This is a genomic window from Sinisalibacter aestuarii, from assembly GCF_027923545.1.
Classification (GTDB): Bacteria; Pseudomonadota; Alphaproteobacteria; order Rhodobacterales; family Rhodobacteraceae; genus Sinisalibacter; species Sinisalibacter aestuarii.
Map to the genome: position 1 here is coordinate 112071 of NZ_BROH01000008.1, position 16874 is coordinate 128944.

Below are 16874 nucleotides of genomic sequence, written 5' to 3' on the forward strand. Positions count from 1 at the left end.
TATCAGCGCGCCATGACCGCAACGCATACATATGCCGAGACCCGACGCCGACGCCTCCGCGCCTGACGTCCCGCTGTCATATCCGCGCCATAGCGGCGCAATCCCCCTCACAAATATTGACATGAGCCTGCCCCTGCGGCACCCAAAGGCTTCTTTTGTAAAGGATGATCCGATGATCCCGTCCGTTCTGCCCACCTATGCGCGCGCCCCTCTCTCCTTCGAAAGCGGCGAAGGCTCCTGGCTGACCACGACGGATGGCCGACGCTTCCTCGATCTGGGCGCCGGCATCGCGGTGAATGCGCTGGGCCATGCGCATCCGGCGCTGGTCGCCGCGCTCACCGGGCAGGCGAATAAGCTCTGGCATGTCTCCAACCTTTACGAGATCCCGGGCCAGAAGGCGCTGGCCGACAAGCTGGTGGCGGCGACCTTTGCCGATACCGTGTTCTTCACCAATTCGGGCACCGAGGCGCTGGAACTCAGCGTGAAGATGGTGCGCAAATACTGGTATGAGAAGGGCCAGCCCGAGCGGATCGAGATCATCACCTTCGAGGGTTCCTTCCACGGCCGTTCGACGGCGGCGATTGCCGCCTCCGGGTCGGAGAAGATGGTGAAGGGGTTCGGGCCGCTGATGCCGGGCTTCACCCATCTGCCCTTCGGCGACATGGAGGCGCTCAAGGCCGCGCTCAGCGACAAGACCGCCGCCGTGCTGATCGAGCCGGTGCAGGGCGAGGGTGGCATCCGCCCGCTGCCCGACGCCGATCTGCGCGCGATGCGGGCGCTGTGCGACGAGGCCGGGGCGCTGCTGGTGCTTGACGAGGTGCAATGCGGCATGGGCCGGACCGGCAAGCTCTTTGCCCATGAATGGGCCGGGGTCACGCCCGACATCATGATGGTGGCCAAGGGCATTGGCGGGGGCTTTCCGCTCGGCGCCGTGCTGGCGACGGAAAGCGCCGCCGGCGGCATGGTCGTCGGCACCCATGGCTCGACCTATGGCGGCAACCCGCTCGGCTGCGCTGTGGGCGGGGCGGTGATGGATATCGTCTCGGACCCGGATTTTCTGGCCGGGGTGAACCGCAAGGCCAGCCATCTGCGCCAGGGCCTTGAAGGGCTGGTGGCGATCCATCCCGACATTTTCGAAGATGTGCGCGGGGTGGGGCTGATGCTGGGCCTCAAATGCAAGCCGACCAACACCGATCTGGTGAAAGCGGGCTATGACCAGCATGTGCTGACCGTTCCCGCCGCCGACAACGTGGTGCGCCTGCTGCCCGCGCTGACCATCTCCGACGACGACATTTCCACGGCGATCGAGAAGCTCGACGCCGCCGCAGCCCAGGTGAAAGGGGCCTGAGATGAGACATTTTCTCGATATCAACAAGACCGACCCCGCCGACCTTCGGCAGATGATCGACCATGCGCGGGAGATGAAGCAAACCCGCGCCGGGCTGCCCAAGGGCACGCCCGACCCCGAGCAGCCGCTGAAGAACCACATCGTCGCGCTGATCTTCGAAAAGCCCTCGACGCGCACCCGCGTGAGCTTCGATGTGGGCGTGCGCCAGATGGGCGGCGAGACCATCGTGCTCACCGGTTCGGAAATGCAGCTTGGCCATGGCGAAAGCATCGCCGACACGGCGCGGGTGCTGTCGCGCTATGTCGATCTGATCATGATCCGCACCTTCGACGAAACCTCGCTGATCGAACTGGCCGAGCACGCCACGGTGCCGGTGATCAACGGGCTGACCGACCGCACCCATCCCTGCCAGATCATGGCCGATGTGCTGACCTTCGAGGAGCGTCACGGCCCGATCGCCGGGGCGAAGGTGGTCTGGGCCGGCGACGGCAACAACGTCGCCGCCTCGATGATCCAGGCCGCCGGGCAATTCGGCTTCGACCTTACCTTCACCGGCCCCGGCCAGCTCGACCCCGAGGCGGTGTTCATCGAGGAGGCGCGGGCGAAAGGCTCGAAGATCGAGATTGTCCGCGATCCGGAAGAGGCGGTGAAGGGCGCCGACCTTATCGTCACCGATACCTGGGTGAGCATGCATGACAAGGTTTCGACCCGCGAGCGGCGCCATAACCTGCTGCGCCCCTACCAGGTGAACGAGCGGCTGATGGGCGCGGCCAAATCCGATGCGGTGTTCATGCATTGCCTGCCCGCGCATCGCGGCGAGGAGGTGACTGACGCGGTGATGGACGGGCCGCAATCGGTGATCTTCGACGAGGCGGAAAACCGGCTGCACGCGCAAAAGGCGGTGATGCGCTGGTGCCTCGGAATGTGATAGATTGGCGAGGCCGGGGGGCGCTGCCCCCCGGACCCCCCGGAGTATTTCCACCAGGAAAAAGATGAATGAGATGCAGACCGCGCTACTGGTGATCGACATGCAGGTGAGCCTGCTGGCTGACGAAACGCCGAACCCCGACGAGATCGTGCCGGCGGTGCAGGCGCTGGTGGCGGCGGCGCGGGCGACCGGGGTCGAGGTGATCTGGATCACCGACAGACGGATCGGCCCAGACGGGGCGCTGATCCCCGATCTCGTGCCGGATGCGACCGAGCTTTGCATCGAAAAAGGGGAATGCGATGCCTTCGACGGCACCGATCTGGAGGCTGAGCTGACCATTCTGGGCGTGGAGCGGCTGGTGATCTGCGGCATGCAGTCCGATGCCTGTATCGACGCCACCACGCGCGCGGCCTCGGCCAACGGCTTTGCCGTGGTGCTGGCGGCGGATGCCCACACCACCCACGCTTTCGATGGTCGCGATTTCCGGGCGGTGATCGCCGATGAAAACGCCGCGCTGGCGCAGGTGGAGCGGGTGACGGTCAAACCGTCGGACGCGATCTTCGCCTAGGACAGCCGCGCCACGATCTGCTTTTCGAGCAGGTAATGGTACGAGACGAGCCTGCCGTCATGCACCAGCGCATAGGTGCCGTAGGGCGAGGGCGACAGCCTGCGCAGGTCGTCGGCGGTTTCGATCACCCGGTCATGGAAGGCGAGGCCGAGCCGGTCGGCGGCGCGGCTTGCATGCATGGCGGCGTCTTCGAGATAGGGGCATTGTGCCGAGCGCAGCACGGTCAGCCCCGGCTCGCAGGCTTCGGCCTTGGTGTGCCAGCCGCCGGAGAGATGCGGAACCGTGCCGCTCTCGAAGGTTTTGGCGGTGAGCTGGAAGCCATGCTCGGCGCGGTCGATGCAGGTGTAACCGCGATGTTCGAGCACACCGGGCGAGATCAGCCAGTTGCCGCTGCCGGTGAGCGCGGCGATGCCGCGAAAGCCAGCCTCCCGCGCCCAGGTTTCGGCGGTATCGAGCAGCGCGCCGGCATGGCCCTGCCCCTTCGAGGCGCCGACCACCCAGAGGCAATGGATCACCATGTAATCCTCGGCGTCGTCGATGGCCCGCCAGCATTTCGCGCCCGGCATGAATTCGATGAAGCCGCGCTCGCCCTCGCCCAGCAGCCGCAGTTGCAGCCCTTCCGCGAAACGGTTCAGAAGCCAGGCACGCTTGGCCTGCCAGGCGGGCGATTTGCGCGCGCTCATCTTGCAGAAGAAACCGTAATCATCGACGGTTTCGGCGGTGACGGTGATGATATCGACCATCGCGGACCTCCCGGAACACAATGTGCCGGGTTCATCCTGCGATGTCGTTGATTCGGGTCAAGCGGGCGCTGCGCGGGCCTAGCCGTTCGGCCCCAGCTTCTTGTGCACTTCGTCGAGGTCGATCTCGCCGATCGGCTTTTTATTGGCCGGATTGTCGAAATCGTATTTGAAGAGCTGGAAATCGCGCTTGTAGATCTCCCACACCAGGTGCTTCGACAGATCGTCGAAATAATCCTCCACCGGATGCGCCCGTTCCGGCCCGTGGCCGGCGCTTTCGTTGAAGCGGGGGATCTTCTTGAGATTGACCTTTTTCGGCGTTTTGATGTTGTCGAGCACCACCTTCATCCCATCGTTGAAGTTCTCGATGTGGAAGATGTGATCGTAGGTGCCGCCATTATGGATGAAGGTCGAGATATGGCCCGACATCGCCGACCAGTGAATATCGGGGTCCATCGGACGGCGGAAGCGGATCGTATCGCGTGCGAAGAGCAGGAAGCGGCGGAAGCTCTCGATCTGGTCGAACTCGAAGTCGTTTTCCGGGCTGCCGACCTCGATGCCGTATTTCTGGATCAGGAGCGGAACGAGGTTGCCCCGGTAGCGCCGCCCGTTGCGCTGGATGCCGCAGATCTTGTCGAAAAAGCTTGAAAGAACACGGGTGTAGGGGTTGCGCACCGCGGTGAAAGCATAGCTTTTGTGGCCGCTTACATTGGCCTCGATCACCGGCTGGCTCGCCTCGATGGACCATTTGTGCAGGCCCTCCTCGGCATCGTGCACATCGCCATCGTAGAAGGTGCCGTGATCGGAATAGAACATGATCTGGCCGATGGTCGAGCAGGCGCATTTGGGCACCACGCGATAGACCACGCTCTCGCTCTGCGTCATCCAGGTTCCGGGGAAGCCCATCTCTGCCGTTTGCTCCTCAAGCGCCCTCTCCGTTCGCGCTTGAGGGGGCAATAGCTTCTTTTGACGCAAAAAAGCAAACAAACCCTGTAAGTTCAATGGTCCTTTACGGTATTGATGGCAACAATCCCCGCTGACTCGTCGTAACGGTTTCCTGCATGGCCAAAATTGCCTTCATCCTGCTCAGCCACAAGGACCCGAGGGCCATCATCAATCAGGCCCAGCGGCTGACCGCGGCGGGGGACTACATCGCGATCCATTTCGACGCGCGCTCGTCCAGGGCGGATTACGAGATGATCCGCGGCGCGCTGGCCGACAACCCGTCCGTCGCATTCGCCAAAAAGCGGGTCAAGGCGGGGTGGGGCGAGTGGTCGCTGGTGGAGGGCACACTGGAGGCGGTGAAGGCGGCGGTGGACGCCTTTCCGCGCGCCACGCATTTCTACATGGTGTCCGGCGATTGCATGGCGATCAAATCGGCGGAATACGCCCATGAATTCCTCGACAGCGAGGATGTGGACTACATCGAGAGCTTCGACTTTTTCGAGAGCGACTGGATCAAGACCGGGATGAAGGAAGACCGGCTGATCTACCGCCACTACTTCAACGAGCGCAGCCAGAAATGGCTGTTCTACAACTCCTACGAATGGCAGAAAAAGCTGGGGCTGAAGCGCGATGTGCCCGCCGATCTGCAGATCATGATCGGCTCGCAATGGTGGTGCCTGCGCCGGCGCACCATCGAGTGGATTCTCGACTTCATCGCGAAGCGGCCCGATGTGATGCGTTTTTTCCGGTCCACCTGGATCCCCGACGAGACCTTCTTCCAGACCCTCGTGCGCCACATGGTGCCGGCGGACGAGATCAGCACCCGCACGCTGACCTTTCTGATGTTCACCGATTACGGGATGCCGGTGACCTTCTACAACGACCACTTCGATCTGCTGCTGAGCCAGGATTACCTGTTCGCGCGCAAGATCAGCCCTGAGGCGCATGAGCTCAAACGCCGTCTTGGCGCGCTCTACGCCGCCGAGGGGGTGGAGTTCAAACTTTCCAACGAGGGGCGCTCGCTGTTCAAGTTTCTCACCGGGCGGGGCCGGATCGGCCAGCGCTTCGCGCCGCGCTTCTGGGAGGCGGAGAGCACGCTTGGGCGCGACCGCGAGCTGCTGATCATCGTGGCCAAGAAGTGGCATGTGGGCAAACGGCTGCTCGACCGGGTGAAGCAGGTGACGAATATTCCGGTCATCGAATACCTGTTCGATGAAGAGGCCACGCCGTTGCCCGATCTCGGCGGCATCCAGTCGACGCTGGAGAAGCGCACCCGCCACCGCCGGGCGCTGATGCGGATGCTCTACGATTACTTCGAGACCGACCGGCTCGCCATCGCGCTCGATCCGAACAACATGGATCTGCTGCGCGATTTCTACGCCGACCGCTCCACCACCCGGCTGCTCGAAGTGGAAAGCGAATTTGCCGATGACTGGATTCTCGGCCATGCGAAGCGGGTGGGGCTGGCGGGCGAGCGCACGCCCGAGGATGCGCTGGCCAAGCTCCTGCCCACGGTGCGCTCGGATTTCTATTTCGAGAGCGACCGGATCCGCGATGCCGACTTTCCCAACGCCTACCTGATGCGTGAGACGGCAAGCCCGGAAGAAAATGCGCCGGCTCTTGCCAAGTTTCTCACGATCCCGGAAGAAAGGGCGCTTGAGATCGCACGCACCGAATATCTCTTCACCGATTAGGGGGCCGCATGGGCTACGATTACGACAGCGACAACATCTTCGCGAAAATCCTGCGCGGGGAGATCCCGAACGATACGGTGCTCGAAACCGCGCACAGCCTTGCCTTCAACGATATCGGCCCGCAGGCCCCGGTGCATGTGCTGGTGTTGCCGAAGGGGGCTTATGTGACCTGGGACCATTTCGCCGCCGAGGCCAGCGCCGAGGAGGTGATGGATTTCACTCGCGCGATTCACGCGGTGATCGAAAAGCTGGGGCTCGATCCGGCCAGCGGCGGTGGCGGCTACCGGCTGATCATGAATACCGGCCCCGATGGCGGGCAGGAGGTGGCGCATCTGCACGCGCATATCCTTGGCGGCAAGGATATCGGCAAGATGGTCAGCGACGGCTGAGCCGCTTCGCCCTTGCCCGCACCATGCGGGGCGTTATCATGCCCCGGCGCAACATCCAGAGGCCCTGACATGACCACGCCCGTTCCCGAGACGAAGATCATCGACAAGAAGAAATTCGCCTGTGATGGCGGCGGCCCGGCGGATGGGCATCCGCGTGTCTGGCTGACCATTCCCGATGACCAGGGCTGGGTCGAGTGCCCCTATTGCGATACGAAATACGTCTACGGCGAAGAGATCAGGGAAGCGGGCTGAGGCTGCGGCGGGCTGGGAGCGGCGGTTGGCGTCAACCTTCCGTCAACCATGCCCGGCGACGAGGTGACCGTAAGAACTCATTGATTTTTCTGGGTTTCTCTGGCGCCTTGCCATCGACCTCAGAATCCGGAAATCCGGATAAGTGGATTTCGAGCGACGGCTGCGCCTGCGGATGCGCCGCGATGCCAAGGAAAGGACAGGCCCATGAGTTTCGGCAAGGGATGCCATCTTCACCTGGTTGACGGATCGGCCTTCATCTTCCGCGCCTACCACGCGCTGCCGCCGCTCACCCGCAAATCCGACGGGCTGCCGATCGGTGCAGTAGCCGGGTTCTGCAACATGCTCTTCAAGCAGGTCGAGGACGCCAAGGGCGACGATGCGCCGACCCATGTTGCGGTGATCTTCGACTATTCCGGCAAGTCGTTCCGCAACGATATGTATCCCGACTACAAGGCCAACCGCCCGCCCGCGCCGGAAGATCTGGTGCCGCAATTCCCGCTTACCCGCGATGCCACCCGCGCCTTCAATATCGCCTGTATCGAGAAGGAAGGCTTCGAGGCCGACGACATAATCGCCACCTATGCCCGCCAGGCGCGCGAGGCCGGGGGGCGGGTGACGATCATCTCGTCCGACAAGGACCTGATGCAGCTCGTCGGCGGCGGGGTCGAGATGCTCGACGCGATGAAGAACAAGCGGATTGGCATCGAGGGGGTGGAGGAAAAGTTCGGCGTCGGCCCGGAGAGGGTGGTGGATGTACAGGCGCTGGCGGGCGACTCGGTCGACAACGTGCCGGGCGCGCCGGGGATCGGGATCAAGACGGCGGCGCTGCTGATCAACGAATACGGCGATCTCGATACGCTGCTGGCGCGTGCCGAAGAGATCAAGCAGCCCAAGCGGCGCGAAGTGCTGATCGAAAAGGCCGACCAGATCCGCATGAGCCGCGATCTGGTGCGGCTCGATGACGATGTGCCGGAGCTCGAACCGCTTGAGGCGCTGGAGCTGAAAGACCCCGACGCCGAGGTGCTGCTGCCCTTCCTCGCCTCGATGGAGTTCCGCTCGCTCAGCAAGCGGATTGCCGACACGCTGGGGGTGGAAAGCCCCGACATTCCCGAGCCGCCCGCGCCCGCCGCATCGTCCGAGGAAGCGGCCGCCCCCGACCTGCCGCCCATCGACCCGGACAAATACGAACGGGTCGACACGATGGCGGCGCTGGCGCGCTGGACGGCGCTGGCGGCGGAGCGCGGCTATGTGGCGGTGGATACCGAAACCACCTCGCTCGACGAGATGCAGGCCGAGCTTGTCGGCATCTCGCTCGCGGTGCTGCCCGGCGAGGCCTGCTACATCCCCGTGGGCCACAAGAAGGGCGGGGCGGACGATCTGTTTGGCTCCGACGAGCTGGCCGAGGGGCAGCTGGGACTCGACGAAGTGCTGGCGGCGCTGAAGCCGGTGCTGGAGGACGCCGCGATCCTCAAGATCGGCCAAAACATGAAATACGACGCCAAGATCTTCGCCCGCCACGGGGTGAAGGTGGCGCCGATCGACGACACGATGCTGATGAGCTACGCGCTCTATTCCGGCCTGCACAATCACGGGATGGATACGCTTTCCGACCGCTATCTGAGCCACGAGCCGATCCCGATCAAATCGCTGCTCGGCACCGGCAAATCGGCGATCACCTTCGACCGGGTGCCGGTCGACGAAGCGGTGAAATACGCCGCCGAGGATGCTGATATCACGCTCAGGCTGTGGCAGAGCTTCAAGCCGCAGCTTCACCGCGCCCAGGTCACCACCGTTTATGAAACGCTGGAGCGCCCGCTGGTGCCGGTGCTGGCGCAGATGGAAATGAACGGCGTGCAGGTGGACCGTGACACGCTCAGCCGCATGTCCAACGCCTTTGCGCAGAAGATGGCCGGGCTGGAGGCGGAAATCCACGATCTGGCGGGCCAGAGCTTCAATGTCGGCTCGCCGGCGCAGCTTGGCGAAATCCTGTTCGAAAAGTTGGGGTTCGAGGGCGGCAAGAAGGGCAAGACGGGCAAATATTCCACCCCGGCGGATGTGCTTGAAGACCTCGCCACCGAGCATGAATTGCCGGGCAAGGTGCTCGACTGGCGCCAGCTTTCGAAGCTGAAATCGACTTATACCGACGCGCTTCAGGCCCATATCAACCCCGAGACGGGGCGGGTGCATACCTCCTACGTCCAGACCGGGGCCAATACCGGCCGGCTCGCCTCGACCGATCCGAACCTGCAAAACATTCCCGTGCGCACCGAGGAGGGGCGGCGCATCCGCGAGGCGTTCGTCGCCCCCGAAGGCAAGGTGCTGCTCTCGCTCGACTATTCCCAGATCGAGCTGCGTATCCTCGCCCATGTGGCCGGGATCGAAAGCATGCGCGAGGCGTTCAGGGACGGCGAGGATATCCACGCCGCGACCGCCAGCGAGATGTTCGACGTGCCGCTTGCCGAGATGACGCCGGAGACCCGCCGCCGCGCCAAGGCGATCAATTTCGGCGTGATCTACGGCATTTCCGGCTTCGGCCTTGCCCGCAACCTGCGCATTCCGCGCGCCGAGGCGCAGGCCTTCATTGACCGCTATTTCGAGAAATACCCCGGCATCAAGGAATATATGAACGACACGGTGGGCTTTGCGAAAGACACCGGCTTCGTCCAGACGTTGTTTGGCCGCAAGATCCACACCCCCGAGATCAACGCCAAGGGGCCGCATGCCGGCTTTGCCCGCCGCGCCGCGATCAACGCGCCGATTCAGGGCACGGCGGCCGATATCATCCGCCGGGCGATGATCCGGATGCCCGCGGCCATCGAGGGATTGCCGGTGAAGATGCTGCTGCAGGTGCATGACGAATTGATCTTCGAGGTGGATGAGGGCGCGGTGGAGGACGCCATCGCCGCGATCCGCGCGGTGATGGAGGGGGCTGCCGATCCGGCGGTGAAGCTTTCCGTGCCGCTGGTGGTGGATGCCGGGCAGGGCGCGAACTGGGCCGAGGCGCATTAACCTTCGTTGAGATGTGCCGGGGAGGGGCCGGGTTTGCCCCGGAATCCGGGATGAAAAACCCTGTAAAACCGGGGTTACTGACCGGCTTGCCGGCGCTGCTCCGTCTCCGGAAATCCGGATAAGTGGAGTTCGGGGCCCGGCAACGCCGCCCCGCCAATGCATTGCCCATTCACCCCGCCCGGCCCGCCGCTTATGATCGTGCCAACCCGCACAGGAGGCCCACATGCATTTTGCCGATCTCGGTGACATCCGCGTTCATTACGACGATCGCGGCCCGCAGGATGGCCCCGCTGTCGTCTTCGCCAACGCACTGGGCACCGACTTTCGCATCTGGGACGGGGTGATCGCGCATCTGCCCGGGGGGCTGAGGCTGATCCGCTACGATATGCGCGGCCACGGCCTCACCACCTGCCCGGAGGCGCCCTATTACATGGGCGATCTCGTGAACGACGCGGCGAAGCTGATGGAGCATCTCGGGGTGAAGGATGCCGTCTTCGTCGGCCTCTCCATCGGCGGGATGATCGCGCAGGGGCTGGCGGCGGAGCGGCTGGATCTGTTGCGCGCCATCGTGCTTTCCAACACCGCCGCCAAGATCGGCACCCACCAGATGTGGCATGACCGGGTGCATGCGGTGCGCGATGGTGGCATCGAGGCGGTGGCGGACGCCAAGTTGGAGCGCTGGTTCGCCCGGACCACCCGCGCCGAGCGCCCCCAGCTTGTGAGCGGCATTCGCGCCATGCTCACCCGTCAGCCGGTGGAGGGCTATATCGGCTGCCTGGAGGCGATCGGCGAGACCGATCTGGTCGAAAGCACCGCCCGGCTGCGCCTCGCCACGCTCGGGATCGCGGCCAGCGAAGATGGCTCGACGCCGCCCGATCTTGTGCGCGAAACCATCGAATCCATCCCCGGCTCGAAATTCCACCTGATCCGCCGTGCGGGCCATCTCGCCTGTGTCGAGGCGCCTGCCGAATACGCCGCCGCGCTGGAAGGGTTTCTGCGCGAGGTGGGGCAGATCGCGTGACGCGCTTCTTGCTTGTCCACGGCTCGGCCCACGGGGCCTGGTGCTGGCGCGATGTGATCCCGGCGCTGGAGGCGCTGGGCCATGAGGCGGTGGCGCTGGATCTGCCGGGCAGCGGCGATGATCCGACGCCGCCGGAGGCGGTGACGCTGGAGGGCTATGGGCAGGCGATCCTCGGCGCGCTCGACCGGCCGAGCGTGGTGGTTGGTCATTCAGCGGGTGGCTTCGCGATCCGGCAGGCGGCGGAGATCGACCCCAGTCACATCCTCCGCCTCGTCTATCTCTGCGCCTATGTGCCCCGCCCGGGTGCGAGCTTGGTCGACTTGCGCAAGGAAGCGCCGGAGCAGCCGCTCGCGGGCGCGCTGGAGCTCAATCGCCCCCGTACCGCCTTCCGGTTCCGCGACGAGGCCGTGCGGCAGAACCTCTGCGCCGATTGCCCGCCCGATGCCACCGACTATGCCCGCCAGCACCTCGGCTGGCAGGCCATTGCGCCACAGGCCACGCCGCTGCGCTTTACCGGCAAAGGCGCGGCGGTGCCTCAGAGCTACATCCTCTGCGAGCAGGACCGCACCATTCCCCCGGCGCATCAGCGCCGGATGTCGGCGGGCTTCGCGCCGGGCGATCTTTACAGCCTGCCCACCGGCCACTCGCCGTTTCTGGCCGCACCGCAAGCGCTGGCGGACGTGCTGGACGGGATTGTGCGGGGGTAGCGCCTAAAGCGCCCCCGGCCCGCTATCCTCCTCCCGCTCCAGAAGCCAGGGCTGCTCGATCCAGTCCTGGATCAGATCGAGCGAGCGGGCGGCGTAATAGCCGTCGACGATGCGTTCGTCGAGCGTATAGCGCACGGTGACGACGGGGCGGATTTCGATCTCGCGCCGCTTGGTCACCACCGCCTCGTCGCGCGCCCGGCCCACCACGGCGAAGATCGGCAGGGTGCCGTGTTCGAACAGGTGGTGATAGGCTGCGTCGATGCCGATGGAGCCGAGGTTGGAGACCATGATGCTCGCATAGAGCGGGTCATTGGCCGAGAGCGAGGCGGGCGTGATGTTGAGCCAGTCGCCCAGCTTCTGCAGCTTCGGCAGCAGCGGGATGAGCCAGCGCGGCAGCATTTTCTGGATCAGCGAAACCTCGCGTTCCGAATGGGTTTTGGCCGCCGCCCGCCCGTCGCCGATCACCGCTTCGGTGCGCTCGAAGGCGCCGGCGAGGCCCAGCCCCTCGGGGTAGGTCTGTTTGACGACCGTGAGCCTGGCATCGTCGTCGCGCGCCTTCAGGACCGAGATCGAGATGGCCACGTCGTCGCGCTGATAGAGCCGCCGCCCGGCGATGAAACGGTTGATCCGGGGGCGTTCATGCATCACCCGGGCGATGGCGGCGAGGTAGATGTGGAAGAACCTGAGCGGCACGCGGGCGCCGCCCTCGTTCCAGCGTTCGAGGTAGTCGAGCGTTTGCGAGATGTCGATTTTCTGTTCGTAGAACACCACGGCATCGCCGCGCCGGGGCAGCAGGTAGGGCATGAACAGGCGAACCTTGGGCGCCTTGCGCACGCGGGTGCCGTCCGGCCGGTCGCCTGAGAACATCGCTTTTCCTCCCCCCGAGGGCGCGCAAGCACCGCGCTGGCTCAGACATTGCGCGCAAATTGGATTTGCGGTCAATGCCTTGGGCTATTTCAACCCATCGGCCAGAAAGTCGAACACGAAGCGCAGGCGGCGGTTGCGGTGAATCTCGCGATGCGCCACCAGCCAGACCGGAAAGGGCATCGGCGCGAGGCCGGGCAGGGCGCGGCGCACGCGTGGTTCGGCGTCGCCGATCCGCTCGTCGATGATGCCAAGCCCCATGCCGCGCTTCACCATCTCCCACATGACGAGAAAATCGGCGCATTGGAGGGGGAAGTTGCCCTCGGTCAGTTCCATCCCGAAACGGTTGAGCAGGCCGAGCAGCACGCCGGGATTGTCGGGGGCGATGAAGCTGGCGCGGGCAAGGTCGCGCGCCTCGTGGAGCGGGCCGAGACTGTCGAGATAGGCGTTGCTGCCATAGAGCCGCGCCCCGGCCTCGCGGATCTTGCGCGCCACAAGGTCCGGCTCTTCGGGGCGGAAGTTGCGCACGGCAATGTCGGCCTCGCGGCGCAGGAGATCGGAGGCGCTGTTCGACACGACGAGTTGCACCCTGATCCGGGGTTCGGCCTCGCGCAGCTTTTCGAGGATCGGCGGCAGCAGCAGCCCGGCATAGGCATCGGAGGCGGCGATGGAAACCTCGCCTTCCATCGCCTCGTTCTGGCCGAAGGCGGTCATCGACATCCGGCTCGCCGCCTCGCCCATGACGCGGGCGTGGTCTATCAGCTCATGGCCTGCCGGGGTGAGCCGCAGGCCCCGCCCGACCCGCTCGAACAGCACCACGCCAAGCTCCTGCTCCAGCGCATCCACCTGCCGCCCGAGCGTGGGCTGCGCCAGACCCAGCGCCCGCGCCGCCGCCGAGAGCGAGCCCTCTTCCGCCGTCACGAGAAAGGCCCGCGCCCTGTTCCAGTCGAAATTCACCGAACGCCAATCCATGCGTATGTGCATACCAGATCGGCAAGGCTGGTCAATTTTATTGAGAGCGCCCTTGCGGTAATGTGAGGTCAAGGTCGGAACAGACACCGGCCACATGACAACCAGACCAGAGACCAGACCTTCACCCGCAGCCCTCCCCGGCACGGGACGGGAAAGCTCTACCCTATTGAAAGGAAACGATCATGTCCGTCTTCTCCGATCCCCAGTCGCGTGGCTTCGCTCGTGTCACCGGCCTGTTCTATCTCTCCGTCGCCTTCATCGGCCCCTTCGCCATTCTCTATGTGCCCGCCCAGATCGGCGTGCCCGGCGACGCGGCGGCAACCCTGAACAACCTGATCGCCAAACGCGGGTTGTTCATGGCCGGCGCTGGCGGCGAAGCGGCGATCATGCTGATCGAGGTCGTCCTCGCTGCACTGCTCTACACCATGTTCCGCGTGGTGAACCCGACCCTCTCGGCCATGGCCGGGCTGGCGCGCTTCGGCGAGGCGGCGGTGATGGGGGCGATGCTGCTGTTCTCGGCGGCCGCGCTCAGCGTCGCCGATCCGGCCACGGCGTTCGGCGGGATCGACGAAGTACAGCGCGCCGGGCTCGCGGCGACGATGGTGCACGCGCATGATGCCGGCGTCTGGGTCTGGCAGCTCTTCTTCGCGCTGCACCTGGCGATCCTCGGCCAGCTCGTCGCCCGCTCGGGGCTCTACCCCCGCCTGATCGGCCACGCGATGACGCTCGGCTCGGTCGGCTATGTGCTCGACACGATGTCGGCCTTCGCCTTCCCGAACTCCGGGGCCCTCGCCATGGTCACCGGCGTATTCCTCGCCATCGTCACCCTCGCCGAAGTGAGCTTCGCGCTCTGGCTGATCATCCGCGGCCCGCGCCGGGCCGCCGCCTGACCCCAACCGGTGCGGGGCCCCGTGCCCCGCACCGACCGCAACTCCCACAGAAAGGTTCATCCCATGAAACGCATCTGCATCATCGGCATCTCCGGCAAACTCGGCCAATACATGGCCCAACACGCCCTCGACCGCGGCTTTGACGTGGTCGGCGTCTGCCGCCCCGAAAGCCTGGGCAAGCTCGACCGTTTCGGCGACAGGATCAAAGTCTATCCCGGCCGCACCAACGACCGCGCGGTGATCGAACAGGCGGTGAAGGGCTGCGATGGCGTGCTCACCGTGCTCGCCCCCTGGGGCACCGACGATTACGCCTCCGGCACGGCCAAAGCGGTGCTCGACTTCGCCGAACCCGGCGCGCGGCTGATCTTCTCCTGCGGCTGGCATATCAGCCGCGACGGCAAAGACCGCTATTCCTGGAAGCTGAAAACCTTCGTCGCCGTCTTCGGCAAGCTCGCCAAATGGATGCGCGCCGTCGACCTCGACGACCAGGTCCGCGCCACCGACATGATCTTCGCCTCCGACACCGCCTGGACCGTGGTGCGCGGCTCGGATCTGGAAGAGGGCGACAGCGAGGGCCTGCCGGTCTGGTCCGCCCATGTCGGCGACCCGGTGCTTGCCTCCAATCGCACGCGCCGCACCGACTTCGCCCTGTTCATGGTCCACGCCCTGACCGATGACCGGCTGATCCATGAGGCCCCGGCCATCGTCAGCCGCCTGAGCGCTTCGGCGCGGGCCATGGCGGCGTGACAGTGTGAGAGACTGGCGACCCCTGAAGGACTCGAACCCTCAACCTGCGGATTAGAAGTCCGCTGCTCTATCCAGTTGAGCTAAGGGGCCGCACCCGGTGAGATAGCCTCACGGGTCGGCCCCTTGCAAGTCATTCAGGTGGGAAGGCTCAGACGTTTTCGCGGATCTTCCTGGCGACCACCCAGGCCACCGGGATCGCCACGACGAAACCCGCGAGCGACGACCACAGCACCGGCTGCATCGTCGTCATGCCCATGGTGAGTGCGGCGACCATGAAAGAGCCGGCGAGGGTGGCGCCGACAAAGATATACACGAGAAAGAAAAGACCCATTGGTTACGTCCTTTTGGCTCTGCGCGATCTCGCGGAAAAGCTGCAGGGCAGATGTGCCTTTGTCCTTGATCCAGATCATGCCCGACCGGCGCTTCAGCGCATCCGCCGGGCCACCAGCAGGGCAATGGGCCAGCTTGCCGCATAACCGGCAATGGCCGCCCCGAGGAGCGGCCAAAGCCCGGTGACCCCGGCCACCAGCGCGACGACGACGAAGACGAAAGCCAGCGTCGAGCCGATCATCGAGCCGAGAAACAGGATCAGCCGGCTCATGCCTCCGGCTTGCCCATCCGCGTCATCACATCGGATTTCAGCACGAGCTGCTGATAGAACGCGCCGGCGATATGCAGCAGCACGAGGATCAGCACCAGCGCCCGGAGCACGCCATGGACCTGCGCCGCCGCCTCGACGCTGCCGAACCACGCCACAGCGCCGGACAGGGCGGTGAGCAGCAGCAGCAGGTACAGCCCGATATGGGTGAGGTTGGCGGCAAGCTTGAGCATCGGCGGCTCGTTCTCCGGCAGTTCCGGCGCGCCGCGCTTCACCTTGATCGCCATCCGCCAGATGACCAGCAGCAGGATCAGGATGCCGCCGATGACATGCGAGAAGACAAGCGCCGAAGGCTCGAACGTGCCGTCACGCAGATAACTGCCCCAGGCATCGACGATGTTGTTGTGAAACAGGAACTGCAGGGCAACGAGCAGAAATACGACCCAGTGCAGGGCGATCTGGGTGCGGGTGTAACCTTTTGGCGCGGACATGAAAGCCTCCGATGTTGAAACGGGTACAGGTGGTACGAAGACCCTGCCCGGTTCCGTCGCACGGAGCAATGGGTCACTTTTTCTTCACGAAGCGGGTCAGGATCACGATGCGCTGGCCTTCGACCCGGCCTTCGATCTGGCCGGGATTGTCCGCCACGAGGGAAATGCCGCGCACGGCGGTGCCCCGCTTGGCGGTGAAGCCCGCGCCCTTCACCGGAAGGTCCTTGATCAGCACCACGGTATCGCCAGCGCTGAGCGGCGCGCCATGCGCATCCGCATGGCCGCTGCTGGCGGCGACGGTGTCGGCCCAGGCTTGAGTGTCGTCGTCGAGATAGAGCTGGTCGGCGAGGTCGCGCGCCCAGTCTTCGTCGGACAGGCGGGCGAGCATCCGCGCGGCGAGCACCTGAATGGCCGGCTCCTCCGACCACATCGCGCTGGCGAGACCGCGCCAGTGGTTCGGCTCGGGCGTGCCGTCGATCTGCTCCGCGCAGGTGGCGCAGATCTGCGCGGTGGCGTCAGCCGGGCCACCCGGGACGGCAAAGGCGGCAAGAGGCGCATCGGCGCCGCAGAGAGGGCAGGTCATGGCAGGGCTCCTTTGGGGGTGGGGCGGGGATAGGGCGGATTGGGGGGAGGGGCAAGGGTGGGATGTGAGAACACGCGCCCTGCGGGGGAGCCGGCACGGCGATTGATCCCGGAGACGACCGTGCCCCC

19 protein-coding genes and 1 tRNA gene are annotated in these 16874 nt (G+C 65.0%); 11 read left to right on the top strand and 9 right to left on the bottom strand.

Annotation, left to right across the window (positions count from 1 at the left end; translation table 11 throughout):
* The first annotated feature begins 172 nt into the window (after positions 1 to 172).
* The 3 genes from QMG28_RS13830 to QMG28_RS13840 all read left to right on the top strand — a co-directional run bounded on the left by QMG28_RS13830 (position 173) and on the right by QMG28_RS13840 (position 2844).
* The gene (locus QMG28_RS13830; protein ID WP_281842904.1) at positions 173 to 1348 is read left to right on the top strand and encodes an aspartate aminotransferase family protein; all 1176 of its coding nucleotides are present in this window, start codon (positions 173 to 175) and stop codon (positions 1346 to 1348) included.
* A gap of 1 nt (position 1349) precedes the next feature.
* A complete protein-coding gene (argF, locus tag QMG28_RS13835) occupies positions 1350 to 2276 on the top strand; it encodes an ornithine carbamoyltransferase (RefSeq protein ID WP_281842905.1) in 927 nt (308 codons plus the stop codon).
* Between the two features lie 64 nt (positions 2277 to 2340).
* Entirely contained in the window at positions 2341 to 2844 is a 504-nt protein-coding gene (locus QMG28_RS13840; RefSeq protein ID WP_281842906.1) for an isochorismatase family protein, read from the top strand.
* Here the strand turns inward: QMG28_RS13840 and QMG28_RS13845 are convergent.
* Both QMG28_RS13845 and QMG28_RS13850 read right to left on the bottom strand, forming a co-directional pair.
* Complete coding sequence (locus tag QMG28_RS13845; protein WP_281842907.1) at positions 2841 to 3587, bottom strand: GNAT family N-acetyltransferase; 747 nt, start codon at positions 3585 to 3587, stop codon at positions 2841 to 2843. The two genes, QMG28_RS13840 and QMG28_RS13845, sit on opposite strands and share 4 nt — an antisense overlap.
* A 78-nt stretch (positions 3588 to 3665) precedes the next feature.
* A complete protein-coding gene (locus QMG28_RS13850) occupies positions 3666 to 4490 on the bottom strand; it encodes a sulfotransferase family protein (protein ID WP_281842908.1) in 825 nt (274 codons plus the stop codon).
* 155 nt (positions 4491 to 4645) lie between these two features.
* On the opposite strand from QMG28_RS13850, the gene QMG28_RS13855 reads away from it, so the two are divergent.
* The 6 genes from QMG28_RS13855 (at position 4646) to QMG28_RS13880 (ending at position 11601) form a co-directional block, all read left to right on the top strand.
* On the top strand, positions 4646 to 6223 hold the full coding sequence (locus QMG28_RS13855; RefSeq protein WP_281842909.1) for a DUF5928 domain-containing protein: 1578 nt from the start codon (positions 4646 to 4648) through the stop codon (positions 6221 to 6223).
* Positions 6224 to 6231: 8 nt separating this feature from the next.
* Positions 6232 to 6612, top strand: a complete 381-nt coding sequence (locus QMG28_RS13860) for an HIT domain-containing protein (protein ID WP_281842910.1) — start codon at positions 6232 to 6234, stop codon at positions 6610 to 6612.
* 69 nt (positions 6613 to 6681) lie between these two features.
* Positions 6682 to 6864: a zinc-finger domain-containing protein gene (locus QMG28_RS13865; protein WP_281842911.1), complete on the top strand. Its 183-nt coding sequence runs from the start codon at positions 6682 to 6684 to the stop codon at positions 6862 to 6864.
* Positions 6865 to 7068: 204 nt separating this feature from the next.
* The gene (polA, locus tag QMG28_RS13870) at positions 7069 to 9873 is read left to right on the top strand and encodes a DNA polymerase I (RefSeq protein ID WP_281842912.1); all 2805 of its coding nucleotides are present in this window, start codon (positions 7069 to 7071) and stop codon (positions 9871 to 9873) included.
* Positions 9874 to 10096: 223 nt separating this feature from the next.
* The gene (gene pcaD, locus QMG28_RS13875) at positions 10097 to 10894 is read left to right on the top strand and encodes a 3-oxoadipate enol-lactonase (protein WP_281842913.1); all 798 of its coding nucleotides are present in this window, start codon (positions 10097 to 10099) and stop codon (positions 10892 to 10894) included.
* Positions 10891 to 11601, top strand: coding sequence for an alpha/beta fold hydrolase (locus tag QMG28_RS13880; RefSeq protein ID WP_281842914.1), 711 nt, complete (start codon positions 10891 to 10893; stop codon positions 11599 to 11601). The genes pcaD and QMG28_RS13880 overlap by 4 nt, the downstream gene beginning before the upstream one ends.
* Positions 11602 to 11604: 3 nt before the next feature.
* On the opposite strand, the gene QMG28_RS13885 is transcribed toward QMG28_RS13880, so the two are convergent.
* Both QMG28_RS13885 and QMG28_RS13890 read right to left on the bottom strand, forming a co-directional pair.
* Complete coding sequence (locus QMG28_RS13885) at positions 11605 to 12468, bottom strand: 2-oxo acid dehydrogenase subunit E2 (RefSeq protein WP_281842915.1); 864 nt, start codon at positions 12466 to 12468, stop codon at positions 11605 to 11607.
* Positions 12469 to 12552: 84 nt separating this feature from the next.
* Positions 12553 to 13437: a LysR family transcriptional regulator gene (locus tag QMG28_RS13890; protein WP_281842916.1), complete on the bottom strand. Its 885-nt coding sequence runs from the start codon at positions 13435 to 13437 to the stop codon at positions 12553 to 12555.
* A gap of 182 nt (positions 13438 to 13619) precedes the next feature.
* Between QMG28_RS13890 and QMG28_RS13895 the strand changes: the two genes are divergently transcribed.
* Both QMG28_RS13895 and QMG28_RS13900 read left to right on the top strand, forming a co-directional pair.
* Positions 13620 to 14327: a DUF4386 domain-containing protein gene (locus QMG28_RS13895; RefSeq protein ID WP_281842917.1), complete on the top strand. Its 708-nt coding sequence runs from the start codon at positions 13620 to 13622 to the stop codon at positions 14325 to 14327.
* A 63-nt stretch (positions 14328 to 14390) separates the two neighbouring features.
* A complete protein-coding gene (locus tag QMG28_RS13900) occupies positions 14391 to 15074 on the top strand; it encodes an NAD(P)-dependent oxidoreductase (protein ID WP_281842918.1) in 684 nt (227 codons plus the stop codon).
* Between the two features lie 13 nt (positions 15075 to 15087).
* Here the strand turns inward: QMG28_RS13900 and QMG28_RS13905 are convergent.
* The 5 genes from QMG28_RS13905 to QMG28_RS13925 all read right to left on the bottom strand — a co-directional run bounded on the left by QMG28_RS13905 (position 15088) and on the right by QMG28_RS13925 (position 16746).
* Positions 15088 to 15164, bottom strand: a tRNA-Arg gene (locus tag QMG28_RS13905).
* Positions 15165 to 15222: 58 nt separating this feature from the next.
* Positions 15223 to 15405, bottom strand: a complete 183-nt coding sequence (locus tag QMG28_RS13910; protein WP_281842919.1) for a CTP synthetase — start codon at positions 15403 to 15405, stop codon at positions 15223 to 15225.
* A 93-nt stretch (positions 15406 to 15498) separates the two neighbouring features.
* Entirely contained in the window at positions 15499 to 15675 is a 177-nt protein-coding gene (locus QMG28_RS13915; RefSeq protein ID WP_281842920.1) for a CTP synthetase, read from the bottom strand.
* Complete coding sequence (locus QMG28_RS13920) at positions 15672 to 16163, bottom strand: cytochrome b (RefSeq protein WP_281842921.1); 492 nt, start codon at positions 16161 to 16163, stop codon at positions 15672 to 15674. Before QMG28_RS13920 ends, QMG28_RS13915 begins: the two co-directional genes overlap by 4 nt.
* Before the next feature lie 73 nt (positions 16164 to 16236).
* On the bottom strand, positions 16237 to 16746 hold the full coding sequence (locus tag QMG28_RS13925) for a PhnA domain-containing protein (protein ID WP_281842922.1): 510 nt from the start codon (positions 16744 to 16746) through the stop codon (positions 16237 to 16239).
* Between the last annotated feature and the right edge of the window lie 128 nt (positions 16747 to 16874).

Bases quoted from the DNA above. Each gene is read 5' to 3' on its own strand.
- QMG28_RS13830 (WP_281842904.1), top strand. From the start codon at position 173: ATGATCCCGTCCGTTCTGCCCACCTATGCGCGCGCCCCTCTCTCCTTC.
- argF (WP_281842905.1), top strand. From the start codon at position 1,350: ATGAGACATTTTCTCGATATCAACAAGACCGACCCCGCCGACCTTCGG.
- QMG28_RS13840 (WP_281842906.1), top strand. From the start codon at position 2,341: ATGAATGAGATGCAGACCGCGCTACTGGTGATCGACATGCAGGTGAGC.
- QMG28_RS13845 (WP_281842907.1), bottom strand. From the start codon at position 3,587: ATGGTCGATATCATCACCGTCACCGCCGAAACCGTCGATGATTACGGT.
- QMG28_RS13850 (WP_281842908.1), bottom strand. From the start codon at position 4,490: ATGGGCTTCCCCGGAACCTGGATGACGCAGAGCGAGAGCGTGGTCTAT.
- QMG28_RS13855 (WP_281842909.1), top strand. From the start codon at position 4,646: ATGGCCAAAATTGCCTTCATCCTGCTCAGCCACAAGGACCCGAGGGCC.
- QMG28_RS13860 (WP_281842910.1), top strand. From the start codon at position 6,232: ATGGGCTACGATTACGACAGCGACAACATCTTCGCGAAAATCCTGCGC.
- QMG28_RS13865 (WP_281842911.1), top strand. From the start codon at position 6,682: ATGACCACGCCCGTTCCCGAGACGAAGATCATCGACAAGAAGAAATTC.
- polA (WP_281842912.1), top strand. From the start codon at position 7,069: ATGAGTTTCGGCAAGGGATGCCATCTTCACCTGGTTGACGGATCGGCC.
- pcaD (WP_281842913.1), top strand. From the start codon at position 10,097: ATGCATTTTGCCGATCTCGGTGACATCCGCGTTCATTACGACGATCGC.
- QMG28_RS13885 (WP_281842915.1), bottom strand. From the start codon at position 12,468: ATGTTCTCAGGCGACCGGCCGGACGGCACCCGCGTGCGCAAGGCGCCC.
- QMG28_RS13890 (WP_281842916.1), bottom strand. From the start codon at position 13,437: ATGGATTGGCGTTCGGTGAATTTCGACTGGAACAGGGCGCGGGCCTTT.
- QMG28_RS13895 (WP_281842917.1), top strand. From the start codon at position 13,620: ATGTCCGTCTTCTCCGATCCCCAGTCGCGTGGCTTCGCTCGTGTCACC.
- QMG28_RS13900 (WP_281842918.1), top strand. From the start codon at position 14,391: ATGAAACGCATCTGCATCATCGGCATCTCCGGCAAACTCGGCCAATAC.
- QMG28_RS13910 (WP_281842919.1), bottom strand. From the start codon at position 15,405: ATGGGTCTTTTCTTTCTCGTGTATATCTTTGTCGGCGCCACCCTCGCC.
- QMG28_RS13915 (WP_281842920.1), bottom strand. From the start codon at position 15,675: ATGAGCCGGCTGATCCTGTTTCTCGGCTCGATGATCGGCTCGACGCTG.
- QMG28_RS13920 (WP_281842921.1), bottom strand. From the start codon at position 16,163: ATGTCCGCGCCAAAAGGTTACACCCGCACCCAGATCGCCCTGCACTGG.
- QMG28_RS13925 (WP_281842922.1), bottom strand. From the start codon at position 16,746: ATGACCTGCCCTCTCTGCGGCGCCGATGCGCCTCTTGCCGCCTTTGCC.